Annotated in this window: 13 protein-coding genes; 2 read left to right on the top strand and 11 right to left on the bottom strand. The window is 37.1% G+C overall.

Annotated features, from left to right (window positions below):
• Positions 1-33 precede the first annotated feature (33 nt).
• A complete protein-coding gene (locus tag BLQ00_RS02900) occupies positions 34-1,218 on the bottom strand; it encodes a beta-ketoacyl synthase N-terminal-like domain-containing protein (protein WP_093140260.1) in 1,185 nt (394 codons plus the stop codon).
• Between the two features lie 66 nt (positions 1,219-1,284).
• Here BLQ00_RS02900 and BLQ00_RS02905 point away from each other — a divergent pair, with 66 nt between their 5' ends.
• On the top strand, positions 1,285-1,725 hold the full coding sequence (locus tag BLQ00_RS02905) for a cytochrome c oxidase assembly factor Coa1 family protein (protein WP_093140263.1): 441 nt from the start codon (positions 1,285-1,287) through the stop codon (positions 1,723-1,725).
• Here the strand turns inward: BLQ00_RS02905 and bioA are convergent.
• From bioA to BLQ00_RS02925, 4 genes are all read right to left on the bottom strand, one after another.
• Positions 1,711-2,976: an adenosylmethionine--8-amino-7-oxononanoate transaminase gene (gene bioA, locus BLQ00_RS02910; RefSeq protein WP_093140266.1), complete on the bottom strand. Its 1,266-nt coding sequence runs from the start codon at positions 2,974-2,976 to the stop codon at positions 1,711-1,713. The genes BLQ00_RS02905 and bioA overlap by 15 nt on opposite strands.
• Positions 2,977-3,105: 129 nt before the next feature.
• The gene (locus BLQ00_RS02915) at positions 3,106-3,387 is read right to left on the bottom strand and encodes a GIY-YIG nuclease family protein (protein ID WP_093140268.1); all 282 of its coding nucleotides are present in this window, start codon (positions 3,385-3,387) and stop codon (positions 3,106-3,108) included.
• A gap of 90 nt (positions 3,388-3,477) precedes the next feature.
• Positions 3,478-4,098 carry a dethiobiotin synthase gene (bioD, locus tag BLQ00_RS02920; RefSeq protein ID WP_093140271.1) on the bottom strand — a complete coding sequence of 207 codons (621 nt, stop codon included), beginning with the start codon at positions 4,096-4,098 and terminating at the stop codon, positions 3,478-3,480.
• A gap of 32 nt (positions 4,099-4,130) precedes the next feature.
• Positions 4,131-5,297: an aminotransferase class I/II-fold pyridoxal phosphate-dependent enzyme gene (locus tag BLQ00_RS02925; protein WP_093140274.1), complete on the bottom strand. Its 1,167-nt coding sequence runs from the start codon at positions 5,295-5,297 to the stop codon at positions 4,131-4,133.
• A 37-nt stretch (positions 5,298-5,334) separates the two neighbouring features.
• Between BLQ00_RS02925 and BLQ00_RS02930 the strand changes: the two genes are divergently transcribed.
• Positions 5,335-5,865: a GNAT family N-acetyltransferase gene (locus BLQ00_RS02930; protein ID WP_093140277.1), complete on the top strand. Its 531-nt coding sequence runs from the start codon at positions 5,335-5,337 to the stop codon at positions 5,863-5,865.
• Here the strand turns inward: BLQ00_RS02930 and BLQ00_RS02935 are convergent.
• The 6 genes from BLQ00_RS02935 to BLQ00_RS02960 form a co-directional block, all read right to left on the bottom strand.
• Positions 5,862-6,392 (bottom strand): hypothetical protein, encoded by a 531-nt coding sequence (locus tag BLQ00_RS02935; protein WP_093140280.1) that lies wholly within the window; start codon positions 6,390-6,392, stop codon positions 5,862-5,864. The two genes, BLQ00_RS02930 and BLQ00_RS02935, sit on opposite strands and share 4 nt — an antisense overlap.
• Positions 6,393-6,490: 98 nt before the next feature.
• A complete protein-coding gene (locus BLQ00_RS02940; protein WP_093140283.1) occupies positions 6,491-6,769 on the bottom strand; it encodes a F0F1 ATP synthase subunit delta/epsilon in 279 nt (92 codons plus the stop codon).
• A gap of 43 nt (positions 6,770-6,812) precedes the next feature.
• Entirely contained in the window at positions 6,813-8,318 is a 1,506-nt protein-coding gene (gene atpD, locus BLQ00_RS02945; protein ID WP_093140285.1) for a F0F1 ATP synthase subunit beta, read from the bottom strand.
• A 287-nt stretch (positions 8,319-8,605) separates the two neighbouring features.
• On the bottom strand, positions 8,606-10,453 hold the full coding sequence (glmS, locus tag BLQ00_RS02950) for a glutamine--fructose-6-phosphate transaminase (isomerizing) (RefSeq protein WP_093140288.1): 1,848 nt from the start codon (positions 10,451-10,453) through the stop codon (positions 8,606-8,608).
• Between the two features lie 10 nt (positions 10,454-10,463).
• On the bottom strand, positions 10,464-12,062 hold the full coding sequence (gene bamH, locus BLQ00_RS02955) for a BamH family beta-barrel-assembly machinery protein (RefSeq protein WP_093140291.1): 1,599 nt from the start codon (positions 12,060-12,062) through the stop codon (positions 10,464-10,466).
• A gap of 20 nt (positions 12,063-12,082) precedes the next feature.
• Positions 12,083-12,892 carry a glycogen/starch synthase gene (locus BLQ00_RS02960; RefSeq protein WP_093140294.1) on the bottom strand — a complete coding sequence of 270 codons (810 nt, stop codon included), beginning with the start codon at positions 12,890-12,892 and terminating at the stop codon, positions 12,083-12,085.
• Positions 12,893-12,959: the final 67 nt, after the last annotated feature.

The following is a 12,959-nucleotide window of genomic DNA, read 5'->3' on the forward strand; positions in this document are numbered from 1 at the left end:
TACTTTTTATATGTATCACAATAAAAGGTTTTGTTACTTAGAAACAATTATACTTACCGCATTGCCCCCAAAACCGACTGCATTGACTAAAATGGTTTTTAATTGCTTCGGAAACTGTTTTTCATTGTTGAAATATGGATTTTCTATAAATTGATTGTGTTTCAACATTAGCACAGCCATTTCTAAACTAAGCATTCCTGAAGCTCCAAAAGTATGTCCCACCAACCATTTATTAGAGGTTAATAGGGGCATTTCATTTCCGAAAACCTCTTTAATTGCATTTAATTCTGAAACATCTCCTTTTACTGTTCCCGGTGCGTGCATTACAATAGCATCTACGTTTTGCAAGTTTGCTTTTTGTAGTGCCATTTTCATTGATTTCTGAAAGCAACTTGCATTTTCTGAAATAGAACTATTGTGTGTTAGCTTTTCTGAAGCAAATCCGTAACCAGAAATAATGGCCTGCGTATGACTGAAAACACCTTTTTCTAAAACCGCTACGGCTGAAGCTTCTCCCAACACCATTGTATTTTTTTCTTTCTGAAATTTCATCGACTCACAGGCCAAATCATTTTCAGAATTGGAATATAATTTCATCGCTTTCATTTGAGCAATGGTAAAAGGGGTCAATGCTGCTTCGCTTCCGCCCACCACAAATGCGTCTGCCATATCGGCTTGCAACCAAGCAATTCCGTTAAGCACTGCGTGTAAAGCGGTCGAGCAGGTTACTGAATGCCCAATGGTAACTCCGTTGGTATTCAATTCTTGTCCCACCCAAGACGAAATATTTCCTAAAGTTGTGGTTGGTGATGTAAAAGCTGAAACTTTTTCTCCTCGCAAAAACTGCTCGTGAAAACCTTCAAACAACGATGTTGCTCCTCGGGAAGAACCAATATTAACACCTATGTTTTTGCCTTCAAATTGACCTAAAAAAGCTTCTTTTGAAGCCATAATTGCCAAAAGCACCGACCTGTCTAGCTTTTTGTAAGTCGCACTAGAACGTTTCATCTGTTGCAGAACAGCTTCAGCTTCCGAAGAAATTTCAGAAACCCACACTTTTATTTCCGAAGAAATTGGCTTTATAAAAGGGTCGCTAACAATAAAACTTTTCTTTTTAAAAAGGGGACGCCAATTTCGATAACTTTGCCACACTTCTTCTTGGGTAGTTCCTAAGGCAGAAATTGAAGCTATATTTGAAATAGAAATAGGTGTATCCACTTTTTTTATTAATTTAATGCAAAAATAGTGGTTCTACCGTTTTAAAGTGTCCTTAATAGAAATAATATGGAAGAAAATACAAAGACAGAAAATTGGTTTAAACGAAACTGGAAATGGGCAGTACCAACAGGTGGTTGTCTTTTAACTATTTTATTTATTATTGGTTTTGCCGGAACGATGGTTTTAGGCGTTAGCTCTTTATTTACAAGCTCTGAGCCCTATAAAGAAGCACTAACAAAGGCGCAAACCAGTCAATTAGTGATTGACATTCTTGGAGAACCCATTGAAAAAGACGGCATTGCAAAAGGAAGTGTTAATTATACCAATGGTGATGGATATTGCAACCTAGATATTCCTATAAAAGGACCTAATGGAACCGCTATTATTACCGTTATTGCTGAAAAACAAACCGACGTTTGGAACTATGAAACCCTAGAATTACGAGTTCATGATACCGGAGAAATCATCACTTTGCTTGAAAACAATGAGGTCTTAGACGATTGGTAAACAGCTTTCGATTGCCGTGTATATTGTTTGTAATTCGGAATCTGAAATAACAAAAGGTGGCAATATGTAAATTGTATTTCCTAACGGACGAAGAAATACCCCCGCTGTCATAAAATGCGAAAACAATTCATTTCGAAGGTTTCCGTAACGCTCCATTTCGATGTTTAAATCGAGTGCAAAAATGACTCCCAACTGTCTCACGGATGCCACTTTTGGATGTTGTATTATTTTTTCTGAAAAGGCTCGATGTGCATTTTCAATTCGATGAATTGACCCTTGAATCGCTTCTGAAGTTAACAAATCAATTCCTGCGATAGCCGCCGCACACGCTAACGGATTTGCACTATAGGTATGTGCGTGAAAAAAGCCTTTGGCAATTTCGTTGTCTAAAAAAGCATCAAAAACGGTTTGTGTGCAACTCGTAATACTCATTGCAGCAACACCCGCAGTAAGTGCTTTACTCAAACACATAATATCAGGTTTTGTCTCTAGATATTCTGAGGCAAAGTTTTTTCCTGTTTTTCCAAATCCCGTCATCACTTCGTCTGCAATACACAAAATATCATTTTGTTTGCAAAGCTTCAGCAGTTGTTCTAACCCTTCCGCAGAATGAAATTTCATTCCTGCAGCTCCTTGCACTAAGGGTTCGTAAATAAAAGCAGCACAATCATTTTCAGAAATAATGGTTTTCAATTTTGAAAGCACTTCAACATTGTTTTCAGCAGTTGGCACTGGAATTCGTTCCACCTTCAGAAAAAAGTCTTCGAAAGGCCCGTTATACACCGAAAGACTCGAAACACTCATTGCTCCAAACGTATCGCCATGAAATCCGTCGTCAAAAGCAATTAAGGTATTTCGCTTCGTTCCTTTATTAAAATAATACTGAAACGCCATTTTAATTGCGGCATCTACCGCTGTCGAGCCGTTGTCATTAAAAAATATTTTTTGCTGATTAGACGGTAAAATCGCCATCAATTTTTCAGAGAGTTGTACCGCAGGTTCGTGCGTAAATCCTGTAAAAACGACTTGATCCAGCTGTTGCATTTGTTTGCAAACAGCTTCAATAATAGTATCGTTGCAATGTCCGTACATGGCGGTGTACCAAGAGGCAATGCCATCGATGTAAGTGTTTTTGTTCTCATCGAACAACAACGCGCCTTTCGCTTTTACAATTCCGATAGGGTCGCTACTGGTTTTGTGCTGTGTTAACGGATGCCAAATGTGTTTTCTATCTCTTTGTTGTAGGCTCATACTATTGTCTTACTGAACTGGTGTTGCTCTTTTTTTATGGTGCGACCCTGAAACGAGTTCAGGGTGACGTAGTTTCTATTTTTTACCGTCTTCATACAACCGTCATGCTGAACTCGTTTCAGCATTTCACTAAAATATGTCTAATGTTTCAAGTTTAGGATTCGTTTCTCTTATTAGATTTAACTTCCATCCTTTATGCCAATTTTTCAATTGCTTTTCTCTTGCAATTGCTTGTTCAATATCACTAAACTCTTCAAAATAAATCAAATCTTTGAGATTGTATTTGCTTGTGAATTTAGAACCAACTCCTTCTATATGTTCTAAAATTCTCTTTTGAAGGTTAGCTGTAACTCCAATATAAAAAGTTGTTCTGTACTTATTTGTCATAATATATACAAAACTTCTTTTCATCATTTTTTGTTTGTGTGACCCTGAAACAAGTTCAGGGTGACGCATGATTTCATGTTATAGTCGTCCTGCTGAACTCGTTTCAGCATCTCACTAAAATATGTCTAATGTTTCTAATCTTGAAGCATACTCTCGCACTACATTCGCATCAAAATAAGGCTCTTCTTCAATTCGTCCGAGAATGGCTACTCCACTCATTTCTGCAATAATAGTTTCGGTGGAAGGATTTTCGTCTCCGTTAAACAAGATTCCGAAAATGGATAGACCGCGTTGTTTCAATACCTCGATGGTTAGTAATGTATGATTGATACTCCCTAAATAATGACGAGAAACAACAATCACTTTATCTTTCGGCTGAATCAAATCCAGGACCGTTTCTGAATTATTGATCGGCACTAAGAGTCCGCCAGCACCTTCAATCACTAATTTATTTTGAGTCGTAGGTCTTTTGATTTTTTTAGCTTCAATAGTAATACCATCTAATTGCGCAGCTGCGTGCGGACTCATAGGGGTATTCAAATTGAAGGCACTTGGATGAAATTTTGTTTTTGTATTGCTCACAAGCGCTTTCACTTTATGTGTGTCACTTGTATCCAAATCGCCAGCCTGAATGGGTTTCCAATAATCTGCTTGCAATGTTTCTGTGAGTATTGAAGCAGCAATTGTTTTACCCACATCGGTACCAATACCCGTAATGAAATACGTTTCTTTCATTCGCCAAAAGTAAATAAAGACGAGCATTTGCCCTATATATCGAGTCTATTAATTGCGCTTTTTAGCGCTTCCATCAAGCGCGTAATTTCTGCTTCGGAATGGGACGAATGAATACAAATGCGCAAGCGTTCTTTTCCTTCTGAAACTGTGGGAGAAAGGATCGCTTTTACAGAAAAACCTTGTTGGTGTAATGCTTCTGAAACTGCTTTTACACGATTATTTCCAGGAAGCAAACAACAATGTATGGCTGTTTCACTTTTTATAAAGTAGTTCTGAAGTGTATATTTTTCAATATTTGATTGCAATATTGCTATATTCAAATTTAACTTTATTATGTTTTTAGTACTTACTAACTGTTCATATGCAGCTTTTATTGTGGCCACCGAATGGGGCGGCAGTGCGGTTGTGTAAATAAAGCTTCTTGAAAAATTTAATAAGTAGGTAATTAAGTCCGAACTTCCTAAAACGACAGCACCGTGACATCCTAACGCTTTTCCGAAGGTGACAATACGCGCAAAAACAAAAGCCTCTAAACCGAGTTCTTGTACGAGTCCGCGCCCTTTACCTACAACTCCGACAGCGTGTGCTTCATCTACAACAAGATGAAATGAATGTTCTGTGCAATAGGCTGAAAATGCATTTAGATCTGGCATATCGCCATCCATAGAAAAAACAGATTCCGTAACCACATACACTTCGACATCTTTGGCATTTGGCTGAGCGTTTTGTAACTGAATAATTTTTTGCTGAAGATCGGCCAAGTCGTTGTGCTTAAACTTCACTGCTTTTGCATGACTTAGTGAAATTCCGTCCCGAATGGACGCATGACTATACTCATCGTAAAAAATACAATCTCCTCGTTGGGGCACACTGCTGAAAAAACCCAGATTAGCATCGTAGCCGCTGTTAAAAATTAATGCTGAGTCTATGTTGTGAAAAGAAGCTATAAAGGCTTCAGCGGACTTAAAAAGTGGATGATTACCCGAGAGTAAGCGAGATCCTGTGGCGCCATTTACTTCAAGTCGTTCTTCTGCTAAAATTTTAGAAGCTCTTTTAAAAATGGCTTCAGAAGTACTGAATCCTAAATAATCATTGGAAGAGAAATCGATCAAGCCTTCTTCGTTAGAAAGACGACGCAGCGATTTGTTTTCGATGCGTTTCTGTAATTTGGATTGAAGCTTTTTCGGAATGGATTTCATTTGTCAAATTTAAGTATCTTTCCTGAAAGGTTTGTTTATGATTAGCTATAAAAAAGCATCGAGTGTTTCGGAATTACAACAAATTATAAACCTTCAGAGAGACAACGTACCTGAAGGCATTTCTTCCGAAGAAAAAGAAACAGAAGGATTTGTTACCGTGGTTCACACACTGGAGCTCCTAACAGCTATGAATACTGTTTGTCAGCACAGTATAGCTATAGAAAATGATACGGTAGTTGGATATGCACTTTGCATGCACCCTTCGTTTGGAGATGAAATTGACGTATTAAAACCGATGTTTTCAGAAATACAAAAAACAATAGACCCTACCACTTCTTGGATGGTAATGGGACAAATTTGTATCGACAAAAATTTCAGAAAAAAAGGAATTTTCAGAAGACTGTACGAACATATGTCAACCTCTATTCGTCCTGAATTCACCACAATTATTACCGAAGTTGACGCAACAAACACTCGTTCGTTGGCGGCACATTATGCGATTGGCTTTAAACTGATGTCAACCTATACAGCCGACAGAAAAGAATGGGTTTTAATTCGCTTGAACTAAAATATAACTTCAGGCGCTTCAAGATCTACCCACTCAGAGTCTCTCGGATTTGTAGCGGCATCCAATAAATCGACCTTCAGTTGAATTGCCAACTCCTTTCCAAATTGCATGGCACCGTTAAAATCGTAGAATCCAGCTACTAATAAATTTTTATTTTTGTTATACCACACCTTCACCTGATAATGCGAATCGCCTCTTTTAAAAACAGAAACATACTCAATACTTTTAAAATTTTTCCAATTCCCTATAGAAAAAGGACCGATACGTCGAACAACCTTGTATCGTCTTGTGATAAAATCGAAGTGAAAATCGCGAACGCGAGAAAAGAAAAGTCCGACTAAAAAACAGAGATATGCAATAAAAAACCACGACATAATATTGCCCGGATTATTCGGAACATTGGGTCTTGGCGGCTCAGTCACTCCTTTATACAGACACACAAACATGGCCGTATATCCTAGGGCTGCAATTATTTTTTGCCATAACGGGCGTGATCCATAAAAGGAAATATGAGCATCAAATTTCATGTACAGTTTTATCGAAATTTAAATAAGAATTAAAGTATAAAAAAACCCCAAACTCCTTACGGAATTTGGGATTTATATTTAAAATGTACTACAGAAACTTAGTCTGCCAATACAATTATTTTATTATTGTTCATTTCAACAGTACCACCACTAATTTGTAGTGACCATTCGCCTTCCGCTACTTTTGTAAATTTACTTTCAAAACCAGCAGCAATCGTTGGGTTACCTTTAAATCGAACTACACCCGCATCTAATAAAGACACAATAGGAGCGTGATTGTTCATCATTTGAAAAGAACCTTCCATTCCAGGCACAGTTACCAAGTCAACTTCACCTGATACTATTGACGCTTCTGGAGTTACAATTTCTAAATACATAGTTTATATTGCTTTGGCTTTAAGCTTTTAGCTTTAAGCGTTATTAGGCTTCGGTTAACATTTTCTCACCTGCTTCAATAGCTTCTTCGATGGTTCCTTTCAAGTTAAAGGCAGCTTCTGGCAAGTGATCTAATTCACCATTCATAATCATATTAAAACCTTTGATGGTTTCTTTAATATCTACCAACACTCCAGGGATCCCTGTAAATTGCTCTGCTACGTGGAAAGGTTGAGATAAGAAACGTTGTACACGACGTGCACGGTAAACCGATTGTTTATCTTCTTCAGACAGCTCTTCCATACCTAGAATAGCAATAATATCCTGTAATTCTTTATAACGTTGTAACAACTCTTTTACACGTTGTGCACAATCGTAATGTTCATCACCTAAAATATCTGCTGATAAAATACGAGATGTAGAATCCAATGGATCTACTGCTGGATAAATACCAAGCTCCGCAATTTTACGAGACAATACTGTAGTTGCATCCAAGTGAGCAAACGTTGTTGCTGGTGCTGGATCCGTTAAATCATCTGCAGGTACGTAAACGGCTTGTACAGATGTAATAGAACCTCTTTTAGTAGAAGTAATACGCTCTTGCATCGCACCCATCTCGGTTGCTAATGTTGGTTGGTATCCTACTGCAGATGGCATACGTCCAAGTAATGCAGATACTTCAGATCCTGCTTGTGTAAAACGGAAAATGTTATCTACGAAGAAAAGTACATCTTTCCCTTGTCCTTCACCTGCTCCATCACGGAAATATTCAGCAATTGTTAAACCAGATAAGGCAACACGCGCACGTGCTCCAGGTGGCTCATTCATTTGTCCGAATACGAAAGTTGCTTTCGATTCTTTCATCGCTGTTTTATCAACTTTAGAAAGATCCCATCCGCCTTCTTCCATAGAATGCATGAAATCGTCACCATATTTAATAATACCTGACTCTAACATTTCACGAAGTAAATCGTTACCCTCACGAGTACGCTCTCCTACTCCAGCAAATACAGACAAACCACCGTGTCCTTTTGCAATATTGTTAATCAACTCCTGAATTAATACTGTTTTACCTACACCGGCACCACCGAATAAACCAATTTTACCCCCTTTTGCGTAAGGCTCAATTAAGTCAATTACTTTAATACCAGTAAATAAAACTTCAGTAGATGTTGATAAATCTTCAAATTTTGGTGCATCACGGTGAATTGGCAAACCATCTTTACCCGCTTTAGGTAAGTTTCCAATACCGTCAATAGCATCTCCAATTACGTTAAAAAGACGACCATAAACATCATCTCCAATTGGCATTTGAATAGGTGCTCCTGTTGCAACAGCATCTACCCCTCGGCTTAAACCATCGGTAGAATCCATAGAAATGGTACGTACTGTATTTTCACCAATGTGAGATTGTACTTCAAGAACCAATAAATTTCCGTGGTTGTTAACTTCTAACGAATCGTAAATTTTTGGAAGCTCTGCTCCACTCGCAAATGCAACATCTACAACTGGACCAATAATCTGTGCAACTTTTCCTGTAACTTGTGACATGAATAACTGTTTATTTTTTAGTGCTATACGAATGCCATAAGCACCCTCATTTTTAACGGTGCAAAGATAGTTTTTTATCTTTTAAAATTGCAACGGATTTAATAAAAAATTGCAGGGTTTTTTTTAGAAGGGCTACTTCTTCGCCAAGCTTCGAAGTACCGCGCTTTCAGCTATATCCTCGATACCTATCGAGGGATGCCGCTTCTATCGCTGCCCCAAACATTACAAACAAAAAAAATCGCCTATTAATAAGAATAGGCGATTTTTAATTATTTTATAAATATTGGTTATTCTACCGTAACCGATTTCGCTAAGTTTCTAGGCTGGTCTACATTACGATCTAATAGCACCGCAATATGGTACGACAATAGTTGTAAAGGGATTGTAGTCACTAATGGCGTTAACATTTCTGGTGTTTTAGGAACTACCATTACATAATCTGCCATTTCAGTTACAGCGGTATCTCCTTCAGTAACCACAGCAATAATAATTCCCTTTCGAGACTTAATCTCCTGAATATTACTTACCACTTTATCGTAATGATCACTATTAATAGCAATCACAACCACCGGCATATTTTCGTCGATAAGTGCGATTGGCCCGTGTTTCATTTCGGCAGCAGGATACCCTTCTGCGTGGATGTATGAGATTTCTTTTAATTTCAAGGCACCTTCTAAAGCTACCGGGAAATTACACCCTCTTCCTAAGTATAGGAAATTAGACGCATTTTTAAACACCTCTGCTATCTCCTTAATCTTTTCGTTGCTCTTTAATGCTTCCTCAACACGCGTAGGGATTAATTCCAATTCGTGTAAGTACAACATGTAATCACGTTTAGAAATAGTTCCTTTTGTTTTAGCCAGTTTTAAAGCTATCATGGTAAGCACCGTAATCTGTGTTGTAAATGCTTTGGTAGAAGCTACACCAATTTCCGGTCCTGCATGGGTATAGGTTCCACTATGCGTTTCACGAGAGATTGAAGATCCTACTACGTTACAAATTCCGTAAACAAAAGCGCCTTTTTCTTTCGCTAATTTAATAGCCGCAAGTGTATCTGCTGTTTCTCCACTTTGAGAAATAGCAATTACCACATCTTTTTCCGTAATAATTGGATTTCTATATCTAAACTCGGAGGCATATTCTACTTCAACAGGAATACGAGTTAAATCTTCAAAAACATATTCAGCCACCAATCCAGCATGCCAAGAAGTACCACAAGCAATTATGATAATTCGATCCGCATTCAGAAATTTCGGAATATAATCTTCTAAACCTCCTAAGTGAATAAGACCTTGATCTGCTAATAAACGACCACGGTATGTATCTTTAATAACAGAAGGTTGCTCGTAGATCTCTTTCATCATAAAGTGATCGTACCCGCCTTTTTCAATCTGCTCTATATTAAGTTGTAACTCATGAATATGTGGCGTTACCAACTTATCATTTTTAATTTTACGAACCTTTACATCTCTTCCTAATCTAACAATTGCCAACTCCTCATCTTCTAAGTAGATCGCATTATTTGTGAATTCAATAAAAGGAGAAGCATCACTCGCAATGAAAAACTCATCATCACCAATTCCGATAGCCAATGGACTTCCAAGTTTTGCAACAACAATTTCATCTGGTTTATTTCTATCAAATACAGCAATAGCATACGCTCCAACTACTCCATTTAAAGCAATTTGAACTGCTTTTCCAAGCTTTACATTTTCTTTCTTCTTAACTTCTTCAATAAGGTTAACAAGAACTTCTGTATCTGTATCGGATTTAAAAGTATATCCTCTATTTTGTAATTCTTTTTTAATAGACGCGTAATTTTCAATAATACCATTATGGATAATTACTAAATCTCCACTATTAGAATAATGCGGATGTGAATTCACGTCATTTGGAACTCCGTGAGTTGCCCATCTTGTGTGGCCAATTCCAAGATTCCCTTTCATCGTAATTTCCTTTTCAGCACGAGCCTCAAGATCAACTACTTTTCCTTTTGTTTTGCTTAACTGAATATCCGTACCATCAAACAATGCGATACCAGCACTATCGTACCCTCTATATTCTAGTCTTTTTAATCCATTAATGATAATTGGATATGCTTCTCTTTTACCTATGTAACCTACAATTCCACACATAAATTAATTATTAATTAGGTTTAGTATAATAAACTTGGAGTTTTAATCTTTTTTCTTCGTTGGCTGTATTATTACCAAACAATACCGTTCCTCGATGAGAGAAAACACTAGAAGTAGGCACCGCTTCTAATTCTGAGTCAGTTCCGATATCAATTGGGGTTTTGATACTATTAAAACCTGGTGTTAGTACATTTTGAGTAACCACAAGTGCCAACGGGACGTTTGTAGAATCATGTAGTACTATATTATTAAGGTGGTGTGTAATTCTAATTTTGTAATACTCACCATTTTCATCACTTCCACGTTGTAATTTACCTAAATGTCCTGTTACAGCGTCTGACGCTTCTTCATATACAGTATTATCATTACCATAGTCAAGTAATACTGATTCGTTTGCCACATCATATATAAGTAAACGGTCTGGTTCAGCTGTTCCTCCTGTAACTTTATCTTGATCTACATAAAAGATAAGATTTGCTTCATTAACAAGCCATTGCTCAAGTCTCATTTCGTCAATCTCATCTGACACCCCGTTACCATCAGCATCTTCAGTTCCAAATAAGTTTATAATAGTAGCAACACCAGCACCTGGATGTACATATAACGTTTCTTCTCCATTAATCATGTCTGAATTTTCTAAAGCGGCCGCGATTGTAGGATTAAAATCATTATCGAAAAGATTTACATTATTACCCGTAAAAGAAAGAGATAAAACCCCCTCCTCTCGTTCAACTTCTTCTCCAGCAGCTGGCTCTTCTTCGTCTTGATACGTATAAAACAATGTTACAGATGCATTTGCGATATTAAATAGAAAAAGATTTCCGTCGGTTCCTAAATCGTCTGTTTTAAAATAAAGCCCTCTAAAGTAATCTTTAAAGTTGTTGTTGTTTGCCAATACTGAATTTCCTCCTTGTGTAAGAATTTTTTCTTCAAAAAAGGCTACAGGCAATTTAACTCTATATCCTGGCGCCACTAAAGTTTCGTCTGGATCTTCATCTTCATCGTCGCCGTCGGCAGTTAATAAAAGATGCCCTTCATTGGAAGGTAAAAAACTTTCCTCTTCGTAAATCAACTCTCCTACATTACTACCTCCTTCAAATACGTCTCCTAAATTAGAATAGTATTTTTGGCGATCTTGAAGCCCTGTTGTTGGGTCAAAATCACGCAAGTAATAATTAGATTCGTATATCTTTAAATTGATAGGGTTTGTTCCATACACTGAATCTATAGTATAGGTAGTAACCTCATCTGAAGTCGTAGCATCGCTAAAATATGGAATGTATAAAACCACACTGTCAAGTTCTGTTTCATATCCAAAGTCTGGATCAGGTGTTCCTAATACCACTTGAGACACCAAATCCACTTTCGTTTTACCGTATATCGGGTCCGAATATGTCCCAAGCTGGTACACTGGCAATCCGTTAGATTGTACAGCCTCCAATTTTTTACTAAACGCTACAACAGTGTTATTTGTTTTAGACAGCACATTAATGGGTTGCCCCCCAATAACGTCTGACCCTAAGCTACTAAAATCTTCTTGACAAGATGCTAAGCCAATAATTAAAAATAGTATTGCCAACAGTTGAGGCAATGTATTCTTGAATTTCATACGCAATTAAAATAAGTTTATTACTGAAGTACTTTTGTTTCGTAAAAGTCTAAATATGCGTGAGAAAACTCATCCATATTGTGATACTTTAACACAGGTTTATCAAGATTGTTAATATATTCTTCTAATTCTTCAGGGATCTCTTTAGACCCAACAATGATAGCATCAGAATTTTTAATAGCAATCTTCATCAAATTGACATAATTAGGCAATTCTAACTCCTCAATAGCTTCATCGTCTATTGCATCGTATCTAATTTTATCAATCGCACCCATATTTAACGTACCATCAAAGCCTTGATTGTACACAGAGGTAACTATTTTACTATTCTCGAATAATGGCTCATTACCATAGTAATTGCGAAGGTAAAGTGGCAAGAAAGAAGCCAACCATCCGTGAACATGAATAATGTCTGGAGACCAGTTTAATTTTTTTACTGTTTCAATAACACCTTTCGCAAAGAAAATAGCACGTTCGTCATTATCTGAATAAAACTTTCCATCTTCATCTGCAAATGTTGCTTTTCTCTTAAAATAATCTTCATTATCAATAAAGTACACTTGCATGCGCTCTTTAGGAATTGAAGCAACTTTAATAATTAACGGCATGTCTAAATCATTAATTACAAGATTCATCCCCGAAAGGCGAATTACTTCGTGCAATTGGTGTCTACGCTCGTTAATGTTTCCATAACGTGGCATAAAGATTCGTATCTGTCCGCCATTATTGTTAACCATTCTAGGAGCTTCAAACGACATCGAAGAAATCTCGGTCTCTGGAAGATAAGGTATTACTTCGGAAGACACATACAAGACTCTTTTATCTTTCATCTATTTTATTTTTATGGGTGTTTGATTTAAAAAACACGCAAAATTACGAAAATTTATGTAGATTGCC

The sequence above is a fragment of the Ulvibacter litoralis genome, from assembly GCF_900102055.1.
GTDB lineage: Bacteria > Bacteroidota > Bacteroidia > Flavobacteriales > Flavobacteriaceae > Ulvibacter > Ulvibacter litoralis.